Origin of the sequence: Mesorhizobium sp. M1066 (assembly GCF_040318635.1) — a bacterium.
GTDB lineage: Bacteria > Pseudomonadota > Alphaproteobacteria > Rhizobiales > Rhizobiaceae > Mesorhizobium.
This window is the reverse complement of sequence record NZ_JAMYMR010000002.1, coordinates 459490-480473: the sequence shown is the minus strand read 5'-3', so window position 1 is coordinate 480473 and position 20984 is coordinate 459490. Positions and strand designations below refer to the sequence as shown.

Sequence of the window (20984 nt, the reverse complement as noted above, 5' to 3'; positions counted from 1 at the left end):
ACGGGGATGAAGTGTCTCGTCCCCGCCTCGCATCCTGTGCCGATCAATCCAGGCTGGTCCCGCCGATGGACGAGAATTGCAGGCCGACGTTCAGGACCAACCCTTTCACGCTCGGAGCGTAGGCGTTGAGCCACGTCGGGTGATAGAGCGCCACCTGCGCCACCTCGTCCACCACGGTCTTCTGGATCTGGGCATAGAGCTCGGCCCGTTTGGCATTGTCCGCCTCACCCGAGGCTTCATCGATCAGTTTGTCGACCGTTTCGTTGTTGTAGCGGGTGTAGTAGGACTTGTTGTCGCCCGCGCCCCAGACGCACCAGCGCAATGCGTTGTCGGGATCTCGCGTCTCGTTGTACCACCAGTTCATTTCCGCCTGATACTCGCCATCGGCGAGGCGGGTCCATGCCTGGGTTGAATCGATCTTGGCAATGTTGACGGTGATGCCGACTTCCGCCAACTGCGCCTGGATCAGTACCGCCGCCTTTTCCTCGTCGGCACTTCCCGCATTCTGGATGAGTTCGAAACTGGCTCCGATCTTGCCGGATTCGGCCAGCAGGGCCTTGGCCTTTTCGACGTCTCGGGCAATGACCGGGAGCGATTTGTCGAAGAAATCGAGCGTAGGGCTCATGATGGAACTGGCCGGCGTGCCGAGACCCAGCGTCACCGCGGCATTGATGGCCGTGCGGTCGATGCCATAGCTGACGGCCTGGCGGAATTTGAGGTCGTTGAAGGGTTCTGCCGAATGGTTGATCAGCATGTCATAGGTGGTGCTCGAAGGTTCAGGGTCGGCCCGGAAGCCGGCGGCCTTCAACTCGGCCATGCGCGGGGCCGGAACTGCGAGGCAGACGTCGAGTTCGCCCGCCTGCAACATCGAGACCCTGGTGTTGTCGTCCGGGACATAGCGGAATTCGACGCCGTCGATCTTGGGCTCGCCTTGGCGGTAATAATGCTCGTTGCGGCCAAGGACCACGCGGTCTCCCGGCTTCAATTCGACGAATTTGAACGGCCCTGATGTGACCGGCGCCTTGGCGAAAGCGTCGTCGCCCATTTTCTCGACCGCTGCCTTCGGCACGATGCCGGTATTCCAGATTTCGGTCAGCGTCAGGAAGGGCGTGAATTTGCGGTCGAGCGTCATCACCACTGTCCTGGCGTCCTTTGCCTCGACCTTGGTCAGGGGCTGAAACGGCGCCGCATAGGCGGAATCCTTCTGGAAGCGCATGCGGTTCCAGCTGAACGCCACGTCCTCGGCCGTGATCGGCGACCCATCGGAAAATTTGGCCTCGCGCAGGTGGAAGGTATAGGTCTTGCCGTCATCCGCGATGTCCCAGCTCTCGGCAAGGCCCGGGCCGACTTCTGTGCGATCGGCATTGGCATGCAGCAGGCGTGCATACATCATGCCCTGGATAAGGATATCGGCTCCGTAAGTGGTTTTGATCGGGTCCAGGGTGAGAACCTCGGCCCCATAGGCCATACGCAGTATCTTGCTGCCGTCAGCATTGGCTCGAAGCAATGTGGCCGGCAATGTCGCGATGCTGAAGCCGGCAAGCGCCGCACTTTTGAGGAATACTCTGCGTCCATGACAATCTCCCATTTTCGTTGATGATGTTCCCGGGGCCGTTCCATGCTTGTTGGTTCAAGCAGTCCTTGTTGGTTAAGCAGTCTTGGTGATGTGGGTAGGTGGTTGGCGCTGGTGCCAGGCGTAGTCGGCCTCAAGCACCGCACCTAGCCGTAGCAGCAGATCGTCGCGTCCGAATGCGGCGACAAACTGCACTCCGATCGGCAGGCCGTTTTGCGTCCAGCCGAGCGGCAGGGATATCGCCGGCGATCCGGTGCCGTTGAAGAGCGCGCTGAACGTCTCCTTCGGCGCCAGATCGGCGAACACCGTATCGATGTCGCGGCCGGGACGATCCGGGTTGTGCGTGCCGAGCAACTCCGGCGAGATCGCGCAAGTCGGCGTCACCAGCACGTCATGGACGGCCAGGAATTCGCCAACCGTCCGCGTGATCTGGTCATAAACAGCGAGGGCCGCGATCAGGCTTGCCGCGTCCAGCGTTCGGCCATGGCGATAGACAGCAAGTGTCGTCTGCTGCAGGCAGGCCTCTTCGACCGGCCGTCGCAGCAAGCCCGCCAACTCGTCGAGCGACTGCGCCGTAGAAGCTGCCCAGATCACTTTCTGTGCCGCCAGATAGCGCTCATAATCGAACACAGGCCCGGCTTCGACGACCTTGTGGCCCAGTTGCTCCAGCCTCTTGCCCGCTTCGAGAACTGCCGCCTTCACCTCGGCGTCGAGCGGATAGCCGGACCAGGACGTTGTGCACAGGGCAATGCGCAAAGCCTTGGGTGGCGTCTTGATCGCCTGGGCATAGCTGGTGGTTGGAGGGACGATCTCATAGCTGTCGCCGGGAAGCGCACCAGACCCCAGATCAAGCAAAGCCGCCGTGTCTCGGATCGAGCGTGTCAGCATGAATGAAATGGCGAGACCCAGCATTGGCGCATTCGATTCCGGCGCGCCGCTGATCCGTCCACGAGACGGCTTCAGGCCGACGACACCACAAAAGGCGGCGGGGGTGCGAATGGAGCCGCCACCGTCGGCGCCTTGCGCGAAGGGAACGATGCCGGCGGCAACGGCCGCGGCTGCGCCGCCGCTCGATCCCGAAACACCCCTGCTGGTATCCCAGGGGTTGCGTGTCGCACCATAGAGGGAGGATTCGGTTGCCGCCGCTATGCCGAATTCCGACGTGGTGGTGCGCCCGATATTGGCAAGGCCGCCGGATCGCATTTTCACCCAGAAGGCGTGATCGTCGCCGCAGATGAAACCCTTGGCAAGAACGCTGCCGAACTCTCCCGGCCGGCCGGCTTCGATAGGGAAATCCTTGGTCAATGTCGGCATGCCGTGGAAAGGTGCTGGTCCGGGAGCGTCGCCCAGCCCCTCGATCGCATCGGCATAGGTTTCGATCACGGCATTGAGTTGCGGATTGACCGCGGCGATCCCTGAAAGGATGCAGTTTCCCAGTTCGCGCGGCGTAACTTCCCGCTTGCGCAGGAGCTCGGCCAGACCAACGCCGTCATAGGCGGCGTATTCCGTCAACTTCATGCGCTTGCCCTGACAGTCCGCGGTTTCAGCAACGGGTGATGCATCGTCATTCTTCGCCTTCTTCTTTGATGTGCCGTGCGACGCGCCGTGGCGGCTTGTGGAAGGTCCGCAGGATTCCGGCGATATCCTCCAGCTCGTTCATCCGCGTCTCGGCCGATTTACCGAGTTTCTCGGCAACGGAATGCGTGAGGAGGTTCAGAACCGAACTTATCGCGGCCGTCGAATCCCAGTACAGGTCGACGCGCGTCGATACTTCGAGCGCCAGTTTTGTGTATTCAGATGCCCAATGACTGTATTTGTCGGTAACGATGATCAGAGGAATCTTTCGGCGCTTGATCTGGGCACACAGCCGAAAGCTCATCGCTGCGTATTCCGCCGTGTCGATCAGCAGCACGCAAGAATTTTCGCCGCTATCGGTGAGGATTTCCGAGAACGTGCCGCCCAAACCTTCGGCAAAGCGGACATCGCTCCGCACCCAGCGCAGACGCGTCGCGAAATCGAGCCCCAATCCCTTCACTGCTTGGAAGCTGACGCAGTTCACGCGATCGCAGGTGCTCAGCAGATGAACGATTTCGGACCACATCTCGCCCTGGGCAAGGCCATAGGCCGCGGTCAAGGCCTGCTGCTCCATCTCCAGGCTGCGAGCCAACCGCTCCTGCTTTTCCCCGCCGATGCGGAAACGCAACTCGGCACTGTCCAGGCCCGGGCCAGCGGCTTTCGGTGCGGAGCGCAGGCCACGCTTCATTTCCTTGAGATCGGTGTAGCCGAGACGCCGTACGAAACGGGTGACGCTTGCCTCGCTTACACCGGCGCCGACGGCAATGGTGGCGCCAGTTTCAAAGGGAATGTCATGGATGTTGGCGAGCAGGTATCGCGCGATTGCCTGCTCGGTCCGGGCGAAATCCAGCCAGCCCTCACGCAACCTGGCTTCCAGCGCACTGGCCACCTCAGTCTCACTGGACACAGTCTTCTCGCCAGGCGTTTTCATCTTCACCGACCGCAACGTCCCTTGGCAGACCTATTTGGAACAGACCGGAAAAGGCCACCCCAGGAAGGGCAGTTCATTTCCAGTCGTGACGCGACGCTAGCACGCGAGAACACGCCATGAAAGATAAATTTTATAGTTTTATATTCCGGTATTTTTATTTCACAGCCGTCCATAATCCCAAAAAGCGTCCCGCGCTGGCGTTGTTCCAGCGCGACTGCGAGCGAACGTGTCTTTGCGCGTCGCGCGGTTCCCAGCTTCGTTTTCCTCCGTGGTTCGGGCTGCCGGGAAAGTGGTTTTAAGCACGAGAATCTGGACATTAGTCTTGACAGAAATACAGATGTTCAATACCCGTCAGGCAATCGAACAAGCCTGCATTATGGGAGGAACGAGCGGTATGGCTTCCAATGTTTCGTTGACGGGCCTTGCCCGCGATCTCGAGGAACGCGCCAGGTCGGGCAAGCCTATCCGTATCGGCCTGATCGGCTCGGGCGAGATGGGAACCGACATCGTCACTCGTGTCGCCCATATGTCGGGCATCGAGATCGGCGCCATTTCCGAACTGAACCTGCCTGCCGCCAGCAAGGCGGTCGATATCGCCTTCCAGGAAACCGGGCATGCGCGCGAAGTGTCCAACGCTTCGGCGATGACCGCGGCGATGGAGGCCGGCAAGGTGGCGGTCACCAACGACGCCAATCTGGTCATCAACAACGATCTGATCGACGTCGTCATCGACGCCACCGGGGTTCCCGCCGTCGGCGCCGAGATCGGGCTGCGCGCCATGGAACATGGCAAGCATCTGGTGATGATGAATGTCGAGGCCGATGTCACCATCGGCGCCTATCTGAAGAGCGAGGCCGACCGGCTCGGCGTCACCTATTCGCTGGGCGCCGGCGACGAGCCGTCCTCCTGCATGGAACTGATCGAATTCGTTTCGGCCATGGGGCATCCGATCGTTGCCGCCGGCAAGGGCAAGAACAATCCGCTCAACATCGACGCCATTCCCCCAGACTATGAGGAGGAAGCCAAGCGCCGGCACATGAATGTGCGGATGCTGGTTGAATTCGTCGACGGCTCCAAGACCATGGTCGAGATGGCGGCGATCGCCAATGCCACCGGCCTGGTTCCAGACAAGGCCGGCATGCATGGCCCGGCGGCGACGCTTGGCGAACTGTCCAAGGTGCTGGTGCCGCAGAAGGATGGCGGCGTGCTGTCGAGGGTCGGCGTCGTCGACTATTCGATCGGCAAGGGTGTCGCGCCCGGCGTCTTCGTCGTTGCCGACATGTCGCATCCGCGCATCTCCGAGCGTATGGAAGATTTGAAGATGGGCAAAGGCCCGTATTTCACTTTCCATCGTCCTTATCACCTGACCTCGCTCGAAGTGCCGCTGACCTGCGCGCGCGTCGTGCTCTACGGCAAGGCCGACATGGTGCCGCTGGCCAAACCGGTGGCCGAAGTCGCCGCCGTGGCCAAGAAGGACATGAAGCCCGGCGAGAAGCTCGATGCGATCGGCGAATATTGCTATCGTGCCTGGATCATGACGACGCCTGAGGCGCGCGCCGCCAAGGCCATTCCCTGCGGCCTGCTGCAGGGCGGCTCGGTCACCACGCCGATCAAGAAGGGCGAGCTCATAACCTACGCGAATGCAGCGCCCGCGGCGGGCTCCAAGATCGCCGAACTGCGCGCCCGCCAGGACAAGCTTGTCTATGGGTCCGTGGGAGCGTGATCATGGCCACAGCCAGCAAAGCCGTCACTGACAGTCGCGCCAATCTGCCCTTCGTCTACCGCCACTACAGCGCCGAGCAGCTCAGGGAGGTGCTCCACAAGATGTACCTGATCCGCCGCTTCGAAGAGGGCGCGGAGGAGTGCTACACGCGCGGTCTCATCCACGGCACCATGCATTTGTCGATCGGCCAGGAAGCCAGCGCCATGGGCATCTGCATGCCGCTTGCCGAGGATGACCAGATCACCTCGACGCATCGCGGTCATGGCCACTGCATTGCCAAGGGTGCCGAGGTCAAGCGCATGTTCGCCGAGTTCTTCGGTAAGACCACAGGCTATTGCAAGGGCCGTGGCGGCTCGATGCACATCGCCGATGTCGGCAAGGGCAATCTCGGCGCCAATGGCATCGTCGGTGGCGGCATCCCGATCGCCGTCGGGGCGGCATTGTCCTCCAAGATGATGAAGACCGGCAAGGTCGTGGTGTCCTTCTTCGGCGATGGCGCCAACAATGAAGGCGCTTTCCACGAGGCGCTCAACATGGCGGCGGTCTGGAAGCTGCCTGTCATTTTCGTCTGCGAGAACAATGGCTATGGCATGTCGACATCGACGGCCCGCTCGACCGCGGTCAAGAACATCGCCGAGCGCGCCGCCGCCTATTCGATGCAGGGCGTCATCGTCAACGGCAACATCTTCTCCGAGGTCGCTGAGGCGTCTCATCAGGCTATCGCCCGAGCCCGCGCCGGCGAGGGACCGACGCTGATCGAGTCCAAGACCTACCGCCATCGCGGCCATTCCAAGAGCGACCGCAACCGCTATCGCACCAAGGAAGAGATCGAGGACTGGATGTCGAACCGCGATCCGATCACCCTGTTCGAAAGCGAGCTCAGGGAATTCGGCTTCATCGACGACAAGGGCATCGAGGCCATTCGCGATGCCGTGGCGCAAGAGATCGCCGAGGGCATCGAGTTCGCCAAGGCGAGCCCATCGCCCGATATCAGCGAGACCGGAAATTACGTGTATACGGAGCAGGCGTGATGGACGCGATGGTGCGTGAACTGAGCTACGCCCAGGCGATCCAGGAAGCCATGGCGATTGCCATGGACATGGACGAACGCGTTTTCCTGATGGGCGAGGATATCGGTGTCTATGGCGGCGCCTTCCAGGTCACCGGCGACCTGGTCGAACGTTACGGCGCTGACCGCGTCATCGACACACCGATTTCGGAACTGGGCGGCGCGGGCGTTGCGGTGGGCGCTGCCCTCACCGGCATGCGGCCGATCTTCGAGTTCCAGTTTTCGGATTTCGCCACGCTTGCCATGGAGCAGATCGTCAACCAGGCGGCCAAGATGCGCTTCATGCTGGGCGGCGAGGTTTCGGTTCCCGTGGTGATGCGCTTTCCCGCCGGTTCCGGCACCGGTGCGGCGGCTCAGCACAGCCAGAGCCTCGAGGCTTGGCTCGGCCATGTGCCGGGTCTGAAAGTTATCCAGCCGGCGACCCCCTATGATGCCAAGGGCATGCTTTTGGCGGCGGTCGCCGATCCCGATCCGGTGATGATCTTCGAGCACAAGCTGCTCTACAAGATGAAGGGACCGGTGCCCGAAGGCTATTACACAGTGCCGATCGGCAAGGCCGATATCCGCCGGGAGGGCCGGGATCTCACCATCGTCGCCACCTCGATCATGGTGCAGAAGGCGCTCGACGCGGCTGCCGCGCTGGAGAGCGAAGGCATCGACGTCGAAGTCGTCGATCTCCGGACCATCCGGCCGATGGACAAGCAGACCGTCATCGACAGCGTCAAGAAAACGTCGCGGCTGCTATGCGTCTACGAAGCGGTCAAGACGCTGGGCATCGGCGCCGAAGTCAGTGCCATGATCGCCGAGAGCGAGGCTTTCGATTATCTCGATGCGCCGATCGTGCGGCTGGGCGGCGCCGAAACGCCGATCCCCTACAATCCGGAACTTGAGAAAGCGACGGTGCCGCAGGTTCCCGACATCATCACCGCCGCGCGCGACCTCGTGAAAGGGGTTCGCTGAGAAATGCCGACCGAAGTCATTCTTCCCAAGGTCGACATGGACATGGCGACCGGACAGATCTCGCGCTGGTTCGCCGAGGAGGGCGCGCACGTCAAGAAGGGCGATGTGCTGTTCGAGATCGAGACCGACAAGGCGGCGATGGAGATCGACGCGCCGGCCAGCGGCGTCCTGCGCGATGTCAGCGGCAAGGAAGGTGTCGATATTGCGGTCGGCGCTGCCGTCGCGTGGATTTATGCTGACGATGAGGCTTATGGGGCTGATGTCGCTGCGACAAAGCAGGACAAAGCGCCAATCTCCCCACCCGTGGGGGAGATGTCGGCGAAGCCGACAGAGGGGGGCACTGCCCCGCCAACGTCGCATGCTGTCACGCCCCCCTCTGCCCTGCCCTCTTTGCCGCCACTTGGCATCTCCCCCACGAGGGGGGAGATTGGCCAATCGCCATCGGCCGGCCGTGCAACACCGCTTGCCCGACGCCTGGCCCGCGAGGCGGGTCTTGCCCTTGCCAGCATTGCCGGCACCGGTCCGCATGGCCGGGTGGTGAAGGCGGATGTCGACGCGGCGATTGCCGGTGGAGGTGCCCAGGCGGCGCCTGCCGCCAAGGCTCCTGCTGGCGCTCCTGCGCCTGCGGTGAAGGCGATGTCGGACGAACAGGTGCTGAAACTGTTCGAACAGGGCTCCTACGACCTCGTCCCGCATGACAACATGCGCAAGACCATCGCGCGCCGCTTGGTCGAGGCCAAGACCACCATCCCGCATTTCTACCTGACGCTCGACTGCGAGCTCGATGCGCTGCTGGCGCTGCGCACGCAGATCAATGCGGCTGCCCCGGTAAAGAAGACCGATAAGGGCGACGCTCCGGCCTACAAGCTGTCGGTCAACGACATGGTCATCAAGGCCATGGCCATGGCGCTGAAGGCGGTGCCGGATGCCAATGCCTCATGGACCGAAAGCGCCATGGTCAAGCACAAGCATGCCGATGTCGGCGTTGCCGTGTCGATCCCGGGCGGCCTGATCACACCGATCATTCGGCATGCCGACGAAAAGACGCTGTCCACCATCTCCAACGAGATGAAGGATCTGGCCAGCCGTGCGCGCAGCCGCAAGCTGAAGCCGGAAGAGTATCAGGGCGGCACCACGGCGGTGTCCAACCTGGGCATGTTCGGCATCAAGGATTTTGCCGCCGTCATCAACCCGCCGCATGCGACCATCCTGGCGGTCGGCGCCGGCGAGGAGCGGGCAGTGGTCAAGAACGGCGAGATCAAAATCGCCACCGTGATGTCGGTGACGCTGTCGACCGACCATCGCGCTGTCGATGGCGCGCTGGGTGCCGAACTGCTGGTCGCCTTCAAGAACCTCCTTGAAAATCCGATGGGCCTGCTGGTCTGATCCACCAAGCAGAAGCCGGCGCCGAATGATGCGCCGGCTTAAAACAGAAACGACTTGTCAGGCGCCGACCCTTGACCCATGTTCTATCTGGATTGCGATCCAGGGAGGCCAAATATGCCTGCATTCGACCCATCTGACGTCAAAACCCTGTTCGGCAAGGTCATGGGCGCGTCGCCATCCGATATCAAGCTGGTGGCGCAGCGCCTGCACGACCACGCCTTCGAGCCGCGCATGTCGGCGGAGGAGACCAGGCAGCTTGTCGCCAGCCTCGGCTATGACAGCCTGGACGCGTTCTGCGCCGATATCGGCTTGCCCACGCATATCGCCGAGCGCTGGAGCCGTTTTGGTGTTTCCGGCGAGATGAAGCAGGTTTTCACGCTGTTGGCGGCGCAGCGCAAGCGGGTGGCCGAGGCGATCGCCGAATTCGAATCCATGACCCATGTCGGTGTCGAGGATTTTTTGCGCGAGCGCGGGCTCATTTAGCGGGAAACACGGGTAGCGGGAAACGCCGGGGCCAGTCGAACCGGCTCAGCCGCCCTTGGCAAGCAGCGCCGTGGCGGTATCGCTGTCGGTGATCAGCACGTTGGTGTCGACGGCTTTCAGCGCGGCGAGGATCGCCGCGACCTTGCGCTTGCCGCCCGCGGCGAGAACCACATTCGGCACGTTGCTAACCACATCGAGATCGATGGCCATGACGCGGCTGTTGACCTCGTGGTCGACCAGCCCGCCGGCGGCATTGACGAAATAGCACAGCATGTTGGCAACCGCGCCCTTTGCTTTCAGCGGAGTGATCAGCGATGACGGCACGATGCCATGCCGGAAGATGGTGGCGTCGGGCGACATGTCGCCGACGGTGAGCAGCGCGATGTCGGCGGCGGCCGCGCGTTGGCGTACATCCTGCAGGGTCGGCTGCGCCCAGAGGAGATCGCGCAGCGAGGAATTGTCGACCGTCACCGGCGCGGTGATCTGGTAGCTGTCGACCTCGAAGACGTCTGCGACCTTGGCAGCAACGATGGATGGATTGATCCATTGCGAATGCGGCAGGCTGCCGACGAGCGCCACCACGCAGGCACGCTTCAACTGCCGACGAGCAAGGAAGCCGAGGCTGGCATGCAGGGTCGCGCCGCCACCGATCGCCAGCGTCATGCCGTCCTGCATCTGCTCGCCGAGATAGGCCGCGACGGCATGGCCGATGGCCTTCTCCAGATGGTCATGCGCCGAAGGCGTAGGGATGACGACGGCGGCATTCAGACCCCAGCGCTTTTCCAGTTCCCGCTCGAGCGCCACCTGCCCGGCGGTCGGTGCGTTGATCATGGTGACGACAATGCCCTCGGCGGTGCAGGAGGCCAGCGTACGCATGACCTTCACCCTGGAGACATCGAGCTTTTCGGCGATCTGTTCCTGGGTAAAGCCTTCGACATAGTAGAGCCATGCCGTCTTGACGGTAAGGTCCGACGAGACCATCGGCAGGCGAGCCTGTCTGGGTTTTTCTGGGGTCATCGGTTTCTGTCCCTCATGAGCCGTGGCCTGATCGGTGCTCATCAAGGAAACACCGGCCGGATGTCAATTGATGCCGATCGCAGGCGCGTCGATTGTCGCACAGTTTTGTTCATTTGTAATTGACATCGTACATATGAACATATTTTGTGGGTTTCACGCGCTGTGTCATCCACCAGTCATATGCGCCGTGCAGGGAGGAAGAGACGGGGAGCCGGCCAGAGCCGGACCGGTCATGCACAGAAAGACAGGAGGTCTCATTGAAGACGCACTTCATCAAGCTGCTGGCCAGCCAGCTGGCGCTCGCGGCAACTTTGTTTGCCGGCGTGGCAAACGCCGAAACACTGACGCTCTATACGTCCCAGCCGGAAGCCGACGCGGCCAAGACCGTGGATGCCTTCAAGAAGGCGCAGCCGGGTATCGATGTGAATATCTATCGCTCCGGAACGAGCGATATCCTGACCAAGATGGCGGCCGAGTTTGCCGCCGGCAGCCCGCAGCCCGACGTGCTTCTGATCGCCGACGCGGTCTCGATGGAGCTGTTGAAGAAGGACGACCGGCTGCTGCCCTATCCCGAGGCAAAGCTCGACGGCATCGAAGCGGATGCCTATGATGCCGACAAGACCTATTTCGGCAGCAAGCTGATCACCACCGGCATCGTCTACAACACCGCGGCGACCGAGAAGCCGCAGCATTGGGCCGATCTCGCCAAACCAGCCTATGCCGATGGCCTGGTCATGCCGAGCCCGCTCTATTCGGGTGCCGCCGCCTACCTGCTTTCAGGCTTCGTCGGTGATACCAATTATGGCTGGGATTTCTTCCAGAAGCTGAAGACCAACAACACCGTCAGCGTGCGCGGCAATGGTGCGGTGCTGAAGTCGGTGGCATCGGGCGAGAAGCCCTATGGCATCCTCGTCGACTTCATGGCGATGAACGCCAAGAAGAAGGGTTCCCCGGTCGAGTTCGTGTTCCCCTCGGAAGGTGTGCCGGCAGTGACCGAACCGGTCGCCATCATGAAGACCGCCAGGAATGTCGATGGCGCCAAGAAGTTCGTCGACTTCATTCTTTCCGATGACGGCCAGAAGCTGGCGCTTTCGATGGGCTATCTGCCGGCGCGTGCCTCGGTCGGCCGCCCCGAATGGCTGCCGGAAGGCGTCAAGGTCAAGGTGATGTCGTTCGACACCAAGGCAATCGTCGCCAAGACCGACGCCGACAAGGCGAAGTTCTCGGAACTGTTCGGCGGCTGAGCCGGCAATCCAGTCGGCATGCCCCCCTAGCGGCATGCCGACTGCGAAATCCGAGCGCATCGGCTGATCGATCCCAGGAAAAGCAATCATGTCAACACGGATCAGGGAAAGCCGGGGCCAGGAAATGGTCCTGACGGCGGCGGTGGCCATCGTCATCGTCCTGCTTTCGCTGCTGCCGATGCTGCGCCTGATCAAGGAGATCGTGGCACCCGGCGGCACGCTGTCGACTGTCGCGATAAAGGCGGGGCTCACCAGTCCGGCGACCTGGATCGCCACCTGGCACACACTGGTCGTCGGCGTCGGCGGCACCTTGCTTGCGGTGCTGTCGGGAACGCTGGTGGCCGTCCTCGTCACTCTGACCGATATCCGCGCTCGCAGCGCCATGGTGCTCTGTTACGTCATGCCCTTGATGATCGCACCCCAGGTGACGGCGCTGGCCTGGCTGCAGCTGTTCGGCCCGGCAAGCCCATTCCTCAAGCTGTTCGGGGCGGCACCGCCGCTCGGCGCCAAAAACCCGCTCTATTCGACCTCGGGCATCATCCTGCTGCTTGGGGTGCAGTACGGCCCGCTGGTCTTCCTGCTGGTGCGCGCCGGCCTGCGCAAGCTGCCGCGCGAATTGATCGAAGCGGCGCGGGCGGGCGGTGCCGGCTGGTTCACCGTGCTGGTCACCATCGTGCTGCCGTTGATGACGCCCTCGATCATGGCCGCCGCCGCACTTGCCTTCGTCTCCTGCGTCGGCAATTTCGGCATTCCGGCCTTTCTAGGCATTCCCGCCAACTATCTCGTGCTGCCGACGCTGATCTATCAGAAGCTGGCCGGCGGCGGTCCTGCCGTGCTCGGCGAAACCGCGTTCCTGTCGGTGCTGATCGGCATCATCGCCATGGCGGGCATCCTTGCCCAGGAGATCATGAGCCGCCGCCGGGACTATCGCATCAGCTCCACGTCGCTGGCGGCTGAGCCATACGAACTCGGCCGATGGCGGCCGGCCGTGCAGGCTGGCATGTGGCTGCTGATCGTTGTTGTGCTGTTCCTGCCGCTGTTCGGGCTAGTCTTGACATCGCTGGTGCCGGGCTATGGCATCGCGCTCACCGCCAAGACGGCAACCTTCGACAATTATCGCTTCGTGCTGTTCGAGCATGACGCGGCCAGCCGTGCCTTCTTCAACAGCTTCTGGCTGTCGATCGCGGCGGCCTTCTTCGCGGTTCTGGTCGCAGTGCCGATCGGCTATCTGATCGCCTGGGGCAAGCAGCGCTGGGTGCGGCTGCTCAATCTGTCGGTGGAACTGCCCTATGCTCTGCCCGGTGTGGTGCTGGCGATCGCCTCGCTGCTCATGTTCCTGCGGCCGATCCCGCTGACCGGCATCCAGCTCTACAACACGGTCTGGATCATCCTCTACGCCTATCTCGCCCGTTTCCTGGTGCTGGCGCTGCGGCCAACCATTAGCGGCTATCACCAGATCGACCGGGCGCTGGAGGAAGCGGCGCAAGTGGCAGGCGCCGGGCTGTTCACCCGCATGCGCACGATCATCTTTCCCTTGGTGGCACCGGCGGCGATCGCCGGCGGCCTGCTGATCTTCATGACGGCCTTAAGCGAACTTACCGTTTCGGCACTGCTGTGGTCGTCGGGCTCGGAAACGATCGGCGTGGTGATGTTCTCCTTCGAGCAGGGCGGCGATTCCAACTATGCGGCGGCGATGTCCGTCATCACCGTGGCGGTCACTTTCGTGCTGATGCTGGTGACCAATCTGCTTGCCCCCTACCTTCCGACCGGAGTGCTGCCATGGCGCGATTGAGCCTGGACAATGTGACCAAGAGCTTCGCCAATTTCGATGCCGTCAAGGACGTGTCGATCGACGTCGCCGACGGCGAGTTCCTGGCAGTGCTCGGCCCTTCCGGCTGCGGCAAGACGACGTTGCTGAGGCTCGTCGCCGGATTCGAGAAAGTGACGTCGGGCGAAATCCGCATCGGCAGCGAGGTCGTGTCGGGCAAGGGCGGCAGCGTCGCGCCGGAAAAGCGGCGCGTCGGCATCGTCTTCCAGAACTATGCGCTGTGGCCGCATATGACGGTGGCCGAGAACATCGGCTATTCGCTGAAGGTGGCGAAGCTCGACAAGGCCGTCGCCCGCCGGAAGGTTGAAGACGCACTGGCCCTTGTCGATCTGCAAGGGCTGGGCGAGCGTCGGCCGGCCAATCTTTCCGGCGGCCAGCGCCAGCGCGTGGCGCTGGCGCGCTGCCTTGTCGCCGCGCCCTCGCTGGTGCTGTTCGATGAGCCGCTCGCCAATCTCGACGTGCATCTGAGGGCATCGATGGAGGACGAGTTCGCATCCTTCCACAAGCGCACCGGCACCACTATCGTCTACATCACCCATGATCAGGCCGAGGCGATGGCATTGGCCGACCGCATCGCGGTGATGGATGGCGGGCGCCTTGCCCAGCTGGCGACGCCGCGCGAGCTCTATCATGAGCCGGCAAATGAAATGGTCGCATCCTTCATTTCGCAAGGCATCTTGCTGCCCGCCGACGTGCTGAGCGCGGAGCAGGCGGGCCACTGCAAGGTCCGGGTTCTCGGGACTGAGCTGATTGTCCGCTGCCGGCCAGGCGAGCGGCCGCGCGCTGGCGCCAAGATCTGCTGCCGGTCGGCTGATCTCGACGTGTCGCCGGACGGTCCCGGCTTCGACGGCCTGGTCAAGCGGGTGATCTACCAGGGTGGCTCGGCGCGCATCGAATTCACGCCTTCGACCAGCCTCGATCTCACCTTGCATTTCGAACAGCCCGATCCGGTCGTGCTGGAGAGCGGAGCCCAGGCGCGTCTGCGGATACGCTCCGGCTGGCTGATCCCGGCGGCGGGGGCAGCAGCGTGATGATGCTCGACCTGCTCGGCGGCTTTGGCGAAAAGGGCCGCACCAGCCTTGCTGTCAGCAGCGGCAAGGATCGCATCCTGCTCGACGTCGGCATCAAGGTCGGCGCCTCGGGGGCGGACTACTATCCGGTGCTGAACGGGTCGGCCGCCGACATCGATGCGCTGTTCGTCTCGCATGCGCATGAGGATCATATCGGCGCGCTGAGCTGGCTGCTGTCGCGCGGCTATGCCGGCCCGATCTTCATGACGGCCGAGACCCGAGAGGAGGCCCCGGCCACGCTTGCCGGCTATGCTGAGCCGGAGGATTTCAGGCGGTTCCCTTTTCCCGAAGATCGCATCGAATTGTTCGAACCCGGCGATACGTTGAACAGCGGCAACCTCACGATCCGGACGGGACGCTCCGGGCATGTCGTGGGCGGCGTCTGGTTTGCCGTGGACGACGGCGAGAGCCGCGTTGCCTATTCGGCCGACGTGGTGCCGGACAGCAATGTCTTCGTCATGGACACGATCCCGCACTGCGACCTGCTTGTCCTCGATGCTTCCTATGGCGCCGATCCGGTGCCGGGGGCGGCGCGGGCGCTCGAAATCTCGCAGTGGGTTGCGAGGCATTCGGGCGGGTGTCTTTTGCCGACGCCGCTCTCGGGTCGGTCGCTGGAGCTGACCGCGGCCTTGCCTGGGCCATTCGCGATCCATGCCGGCATGCGTTCGTCGCTGGAAGCGCAGATCGGCGCCACCGCATCCCTGTTGCCAGGTGTCTCAGAACTCTTGCTTCGCCGCCTGCAAGACGCAGCCGACTGGACCGATGCCGATCCCCTGCCGCCAATGCCGTTGCTGGCGGATGACGGCATGGGTGAGGCCGGCCCGTCGTCGCGCCTCTTGCCGCGTGCCGACCATTCCGGTTTTCCGGTGCTGCTTACCGGCCATCTGCCGTCAGGTTCGCCGGGCGATCTGTTGCACAAGGCCGGCCGGGCGGACTGGGTGCGCATGCCGACCCATCCGACGCTGTCGGGCAATGTCGACATCTGGGAGAAGGCTGGCCGTCCCGCCGCACTCGGTCATTCCTGCACGCCGGACCTTCTCGGCGATCTGCAAACCCACATCCCGTCGCTGCGGACTCAATGCCGCACTGGCCAGCGCATAGTGGTGTCGGAGGCAAGAAAACGATGAGAATTCTGATCTGCAACGACGATGGCATCGAAGCGCCGGGGCTTGCCCGTCTGGTCAAGGCCGCCAGCGCGTTGAGCGACGATGTCTGGGTGGTCGCGCCCGACGGCAAACGCACCGCTGCCGGCTCGTCATTAACGATTGCCAGGCTGTTGACCATGCGGCGCGTCAAGCCGAACTGGTACTCCTGTTCCGGCACCCCGGCCGATTGCGTGGTAAGCGCTATGACCTGGCTGTTCGCCGATTCCGAGAAACCGGGCCTTGTGCTGTCGGGCGTCAACGATGGCCGCAACGTTGCCGAGGACCTTGCCTATTCCGGTACGCTCGGCATTGCGCGGGAGGCGACTTTCTGGGGCGTTCCAGCCATCGGCTTCTCCCGCGTGAAGAATCCTGATTTCACCGATGGCGACGACCAATGGCTTGGCGCGTTGATCGCTTCATTGTGGCAATCGCGCGCCGACTGGGCCGCTGAGGGTCATTGGCTGAGCGTCAACCTACCAACGGCGCTGCCGGCCGAAATCCGGCAGCCGCGCATCGGTCGCGACAAGATCGCCCGCAAGGCCGAGATCGTGGAAAGCGATGGCGATCGTACAGTCATCACCGTGCCGCGCGGTCGGGCCCATGACAGCCAGCCGGGCGACGAGAACGAGGCAATCGATGCCGGCTTCATCAGCATCAACCGGCTGAACTGGTTTGGCGAGACACGGCTGGACGAGCGGTTTCTGGACAGGGTTCCGGGTCAGCGGCAAACTGGCTGACCTCAGGTTTTCAATCGGATTGTAGAGGTGGTTTGAGTCGCGCCATACCTCACCGCCGCTGATCCGCGCGTCGTCTTCCGATCACCAACCTGTCAGCGGTTAAATCAAGCCAATCCACTACCTATGCTTGAAGCCGCCGCCATTTCATTCCACATCGGTGAGGATGAAGGGCGAGACAGGAGAACGGCGGCGGCATCTGCTGTGGGCTTTGCCCGCATCGCTGATCCTGCACGCGCTCATCGCGGCGTTTCTGGTCTATGGCCTGCCGAGACAAGAGCAACAGCCGGCTCAGCAGGAACAGCCCGTCAATGTCGCGATCGTGCCGCCACCCGAGAAGCCCAAGCCGAAACCTGCTCCAAAGCCACCGGAACCAACACCTGAAAAGAAGGCTGAAAAGCCGCCTGAACAAAAGCCGCCTCCGGAACCGCCGAAACCGCCAGATGACCAGATTCTGAAGCGCGTTTTCGAGTACGGCCAGAAAGATACCGGGCCGGAGAAATCGCTCGACGGAAGCAGCGCTAAGCCCAACACGCCGTCGCCGGCCAAGGATGAGGCTGCGAAGCCGCCTGTAGCACCGACACCCGCGCCGACCCAGCCCGCCCCGGCTGCAACGCCACAGCAGAAGGCGGAGCCCAGCAAGCCTGACGAGAAGCCGGCCGCCGTTGCGCCGGACGAAAAGCCCGCGCAAAGCGAGGAGAAGCAGGCGACCGAGGACACTGAAAAACAGCAGCCGGACAAACAGGAACTCGCACCGCAACCCGCCGAAAAGCAAGCCGTCATGACGCCAAAGCCATTGGCGGCTGAGACCGGTGACAAGCCGGCGCCTCCAGCCTCGACTGGAAAGGCAAAGCCCAAACCCAAACCTGCCAAGACAATGACGTTCAAACCCGCAAGAGCTTTCAAGGCGCCGATCGGGAATGCTGGAAGATCAAATCCCACCAACAACGCCGTTGCAGGATCACCGATCTATTCCGGCCTTCCGGGCGTCAGAAAGCTTTACTCGCAAGGGGCAACCGGCAATGCGTTCGCCACAAGCTCCATGGAGAATGTGCCGCGCGGTCAGCGCGTGGCCACCCTTTGCGGCAACGTTCTGAGCCGGGAACTGCAAACTGCCGACTATACGGTCAAATGGGTGCCAACCATCACGCTGGACAAAGGCAATGTTCTCAATCCTCCGCAGGCCGCCTTCAGCACCAGAAACGCCTGGTACAATCTAAATTTCCGATGCGAAGTCGACGCCGATGCGACGAGGGTTCTGTCCTTCAACTTCCGTGTGGGCTCATTGGTGCCGCCTGGCGAATGGGCCAGCCGTGGATTCACAAAGTATCGTCTAAACTAGGCGGGCACACCAAACCTGGCCAATTGCCGGTTAACTTCTTGCCAGTCGGCGCAGACGAAATCGGCACCGGCAGCCGTCAGCCGCGCAGCGTGCTCGGCATAGGTATGGCCGCCACCGGTGTAGCCGATCGCCGTCATGCCGGCGGCGACCGCGCCCTGAATGCCGAAGGGCGAGTCCTCGATGACGATGCAGTCAACGGGATTGGCGCCAATCTTGTCCGCCGCGAAGAGGAAGATGTCCGGCGCCGGCTTGCCGTTCTTGACCATCGAAGAGCTGTAGATCGCATCGCCGAAGAAACGCGCCAGCCCGGTCACGGCAAGGCTGTGGTTTATGCGCTCCACGGAGGAGGACGAGGCGACACAGCGGTCGCCCGCGAGCGTCTCCAGAAACGTAGTGATTCCCGGTGTCGGCTTCAATTCCTGCGAGAACAGCACCTTGGTCTCGGCCCAGATATCGCCGTCAGCCGCCGCCGGAAACTGGTGCCCGGTCAAATCCCTGATCCTGGCGATGATATCGGACTGCTTCATGCCGATGCATTGGGCGATGATGCTCGTGTTGACGCCGGGCATGCCGTGCTTTTTGTAGACGCGCTCATAGGCGCGGGCGGCCAGAGGCTCGCTGTCGACAAGAACGCCGTCGCAATCGAAAATAATAGGCCTTGGTCGCGCCACGCGTTTCCCTCTCGAGTCAATTTGCGCACATCGCTATCGGCAAAAAGTCAAATGTTCAATAGCGTGTGCGTTTTGAGGGCGCGAAGAGCGATCTCAAAGCTGGCGCAACGCATCGCTCGCACGGGAAGCCCCGAGCGCCCGTTGCATGGCTTGCCGGGACTGCGCGCGATCCGGGGTGATCCAGTTCGGTTCGGCGCCGAGAAAGCGGTCGAGGAAAGCCACCGCATAGGCCGGCATCTCGGTCACATTCTCGCGATAGGACCACCACGTGCGCAAATCGTCGGCGCATTTGTCGATGCCGGGTGCCGTGCCAAATTCCTGTTCGTGGATCGCCGAAATCACCGAGACGCAGTAGTTGGTGTAGAGGAAACCCTCCGGCCAGAAGCGGACGATTTCCAGCGTGCCGGCGTTCGTTTCCGTCTCGATCAGCTGCGTGAGGCCGGAGATTTCTTTTGCCGGCGCCTGTTTTATCAACTCGCGCAGCACGAGGCCGGCGGCAAAGACGATGAAGTCGGCGCGGTCGATCGCGGCGAAGCGCTTCTGCGCCTCCATGATCTCGACCCAGTCGAGAAAGGCCCTGGTGAGCTTGGCCTCGTCGATCTCGAAGCGCACGCCGAACGTGTCCGAGACCACCTTGGCGCTGCCGCGAAAGGTGGCGCGGAACCAGCGCAGCTGCCGCAGCCGATGGCGAAGATCCGGCATCAAGGCCAGTTCGTCCCTGAAGGGCAGATCCATGTTCCTCGTATCCTGTTTCCCGGTCAGCCTAGCACAATGGCGCCACGGCCGAAATCGGTCAGCGTCCCTGTGGATGACCGCAGCCGAGGCCAATATCATACATATTGACATTCTCGGAAACAAATGTTCTCACTTTGCTGTTGTCACGCGCCGGTCCAAGGTGCGGTTCAACTGAGGCTTCGGGAGGAGAACCGAATGGCGATTTGGCAGTGGGGACTGCTTCTGCTGGTTATCGTGTGGGCGTTGCAGTCGCTCGGCGTCTGGCTGCAGATGCGGCACTATTCGGATGTCTTCAGGGGCGTCACCGACCAGTACAAGGACGGCTTCGTCGGAGCCGGCAATTTTCGCGGTCGGTTGGCCAAGGGCACCATCGCGCTCGTCGTGGTGACGCCTGATCTGGTCGTGCGCCGCCTGATGGTGATGAGCGGCCGTTCCGTCTTCACCAAGTTCAAAAGACATGAAGAATTCGAGGGTGTTCCCCTCGATAAACTCCGGTCCAACCCTGCAATCATGGGGGAGGGGGAACCCGGTGTGGCCGAGGCCGTGAAACGGGCGATCGAGCAGATCGACAAGACACGGTCGGAGCCGGGGAAGAAGCCGGGCCTGTCCGGCTTGAACATAGCAAGGGCTTAGGGCCGGAGGATTTCGGGCTCTAAATCAAAAGGATAGAGGACGCCGCGCACCGACTGGGATCAACCGGCGGGTGGCATAAGGAGGAGAAATGTCTGTATTTTCGTTGTTGGCGCAGCATGCCGACATGGCCGTGCACAATCTGCATGTCGCAGGTGCCATGGTCTCGGATGCCGCATTGCATGGCAAGCTCGCAGTCGAGCATGCCTCCGACCATCTCGTTGTCCTCGCACAAGCGGACAGCGGACCGATCACCGTCGATCAGTTCAAGGAAAAGCTGAAGGACGTCCAGCAGGAAGAGCAGCTCGGCTGGCTGACCGCCATCGGCAAGTACTTCATCGGCATCTTCCAGAAGGGCGGCGAGGTCTTCGCCGGCTTCGTCACCGGCATCATCCCGACGCTGGTGGTGCTGATGACGGCCTTCTACGCCGTCACCGAACTGGTCGGCGAAGAGCGTGTGCACGGCCTGGCGCGCGGCGCCGGCCGGATCGCGCTGACGCGCTACACGCTGTTGCCGCTGCTGGCGGTGTTCTTCCTCACCAATCCGATGGCCTATACGTTCGGATCGTTCCTGGAAGAAAAGCACAAGCCGGCCTTCTATGACGCGGCCGTGTCCTATGTGCACCCGCCGCTCGGCCTTTTCCCGCACATCAATCCCGGCGAGTATTTCGTCTGGGGCGGCATTCTCGTCGCGCTGCTGGAGCTGGAAAAGAAGGGCGTCGTCGTCGCCGGCTACCACGTCAAGGTGGCGATCTGGTACGCCATCGTCGGTCTCGTCGTCATCCTGCTCAAGGGCATGCTGACCGAACGCATCACCGCCATCATGGCACGCCGCCAGGGCGTCGAGCTGTAAGGGCGGGGAGGACAT

Annotated in this window: 19 protein-coding genes; 13 read left to right on the top strand and 6 right to left on the bottom strand. The window is 62.4% G+C overall.

Features of this window, described 5'->3' with window-relative positions:
* Nucleotides 1-43: 43 nt before the first annotated feature.
* From NKH52_RS05330 to NKH52_RS05320, 3 genes are all read right to left on the bottom strand, one after another.
* The gene (locus NKH52_RS05330; RefSeq protein ID WP_352733907.1) at nt 44-1468 is read right to left on the bottom strand and encodes an ABC transporter substrate-binding protein; all 1425 of its coding nucleotides are present in this window, start codon (nt 1466-1468) and stop codon (nt 44-46) included.
* Between the two features lie 180 nt (nt 1469-1648).
* Nucleotides 1649-3091 carry an amidase gene (locus NKH52_RS05325; protein ID WP_352733909.1) on the bottom strand — a complete coding sequence of 481 codons (1443 nt, stop codon included), beginning with the start codon at nt 3089-3091 and terminating at the stop codon, nt 1649-1651.
* A gap of 46 nt (nt 3092-3137) precedes the next feature.
* On the bottom strand, nt 3138-4055 hold the full coding sequence (locus NKH52_RS05320; RefSeq protein ID WP_352733911.1) for a MurR/RpiR family transcriptional regulator: 918 nt from the start codon (nt 4053-4055) through the stop codon (nt 3138-3140).
* Nucleotides 4056-4473: 418 nt separating this feature from the next.
* On the opposite strand from NKH52_RS05320, the gene NKH52_RS05315 reads away from it, so the two are divergent.
* The 5 genes from NKH52_RS05315 (at nt 4474) to NKH52_RS05295 (ending at nt 9700) form a co-directional block, all read left to right on the top strand.
* Nucleotides 4474-5802, top strand: a complete 1329-nt coding sequence (locus NKH52_RS05315; protein ID WP_352733913.1) for an NAD(P)H-dependent oxidoreductase — start codon at nt 4474-4476, stop codon at nt 5800-5802.
* A gap of 2 nt (nt 5803-5804) precedes the next feature.
* Nucleotides 5805-6833, top strand: a complete 1029-nt coding sequence (locus NKH52_RS05310; RefSeq protein ID WP_352733915.1) for a thiamine pyrophosphate-dependent dehydrogenase E1 component subunit alpha — start codon at nt 5805-5807, stop codon at nt 6831-6833.
* Nucleotides 6833-7831, top strand: a complete 999-nt coding sequence (locus NKH52_RS05305) for an alpha-ketoacid dehydrogenase subunit beta (protein ID WP_128305050.1) — start codon at nt 6833-6835, stop codon at nt 7829-7831. Before NKH52_RS05310 ends, NKH52_RS05305 begins: the two co-directional genes overlap by 1 nt.
* Nucleotides 7832-7834: 3 nt before the next feature.
* The gene (locus tag NKH52_RS05300; protein ID WP_352733917.1) at nt 7835-9217 is read left to right on the top strand and encodes a pyruvate dehydrogenase complex dihydrolipoamide acetyltransferase; all 1383 of its coding nucleotides are present in this window, start codon (nt 7835-7837) and stop codon (nt 9215-9217) included.
* Between the two features lie 114 nt (nt 9218-9331).
* On the top strand, nt 9332-9700 hold the full coding sequence (locus NKH52_RS05295; protein ID WP_013529317.1) for a hypothetical protein: 369 nt from the start codon (nt 9332-9334) through the stop codon (nt 9698-9700).
* 45 nt (nt 9701-9745) lie between these two features.
* On the opposite strand, the gene NKH52_RS05290 is transcribed toward NKH52_RS05295, so the two are convergent.
* Nucleotides 9746-10717: a sugar-binding transcriptional regulator gene (locus NKH52_RS05290; protein ID WP_352733919.1), complete on the bottom strand. Its 972-nt coding sequence runs from the start codon at nt 10715-10717 to the stop codon at nt 9746-9748.
* 257 nt (nt 10718-10974) lie between these two features.
* Between NKH52_RS05290 and NKH52_RS05285 the strand changes: the two genes are divergently transcribed.
* The 6 genes from NKH52_RS05285 (at nt 10975) to NKH52_RS05260 (ending at nt 18080) form a co-directional block, all read left to right on the top strand.
* A complete protein-coding gene (locus tag NKH52_RS05285; protein WP_128305052.1) occupies nt 10975-11961 on the top strand; it encodes an ABC transporter substrate-binding protein in 987 nt (328 codons plus the stop codon).
* An 88-nt stretch (nt 11962-12049) separates the two neighbouring features.
* On the top strand, nt 12050-13753 hold the full coding sequence (locus NKH52_RS05280) for an ABC transporter permease (protein WP_352733921.1): 1704 nt from the start codon (nt 12050-12052) through the stop codon (nt 13751-13753).
* A complete protein-coding gene (locus NKH52_RS05275; protein ID WP_352733923.1) occupies nt 13741-14820 on the top strand; it encodes an ABC transporter ATP-binding protein in 1080 nt (359 codons plus the stop codon). Before NKH52_RS05280 ends, NKH52_RS05275 begins: the two co-directional genes overlap by 13 nt.
* Entirely contained in the window at nt 14820-15986 is a 1167-nt protein-coding gene (locus tag NKH52_RS05270) for an MBL fold metallo-hydrolase (protein WP_352733955.1), read from the top strand. Before NKH52_RS05275 ends, NKH52_RS05270 begins: the two co-directional genes overlap by 1 nt.
* Complete coding sequence (locus tag NKH52_RS05265) at nt 15983-16741, top strand: 5'/3'-nucleotidase SurE (protein ID WP_352733925.1); 759 nt, start codon at nt 15983-15985, stop codon at nt 16739-16741. Before NKH52_RS05270 ends, NKH52_RS05265 begins: the two co-directional genes overlap by 4 nt.
* Nucleotides 16742-16904: 163 nt before the next feature.
* The gene (locus tag NKH52_RS05260) at nt 16905-18080 is read left to right on the top strand and encodes a DUF930 domain-containing protein (RefSeq protein ID WP_352733927.1); all 1176 of its coding nucleotides are present in this window, start codon (nt 16905-16907) and stop codon (nt 18078-18080) included.
* Here the strand turns inward: NKH52_RS05260 and NKH52_RS05255 are convergent.
* Nucleotides 18077-18751 (bottom strand): HAD family hydrolase, encoded by a 675-nt coding sequence (locus NKH52_RS05255; protein WP_352733929.1) that lies wholly within the window; start codon nt 18749-18751, stop codon nt 18077-18079. The genes NKH52_RS05260 and NKH52_RS05255 overlap by 4 nt on opposite strands.
* A gap of 93 nt (nt 18752-18844) precedes the next feature.
* Nucleotides 18845-19486 carry a hypothetical protein gene (locus tag NKH52_RS05250; RefSeq protein ID WP_127295940.1) on the bottom strand — a complete coding sequence of 214 codons (642 nt, stop codon included), beginning with the start codon at nt 19484-19486 and terminating at the stop codon, nt 18845-18847.
* 195 nt (nt 19487-19681) lie between these two features.
* Here NKH52_RS05250 and NKH52_RS05245 point away from each other — a divergent pair, with 195 nt between their 5' ends.
* Nucleotides 19682-20119 (top strand): transcriptional regulator GutM, encoded by a 438-nt coding sequence (locus NKH52_RS05245; RefSeq protein ID WP_023811041.1) that lies wholly within the window; start codon nt 19682-19684, stop codon nt 20117-20119.
* A gap of 88 nt (nt 20120-20207) precedes the next feature.
* Nucleotides 20208-20969: a PTS glucitol/sorbitol transporter subunit IIC gene (srlA, locus tag NKH52_RS05240; RefSeq protein ID WP_013529328.1), complete on the top strand. Its 762-nt coding sequence runs from the start codon at nt 20208-20210 to the stop codon at nt 20967-20969.
* The last annotated feature ends 15 nt before the right edge of the window (nt 20970-20984 follow it).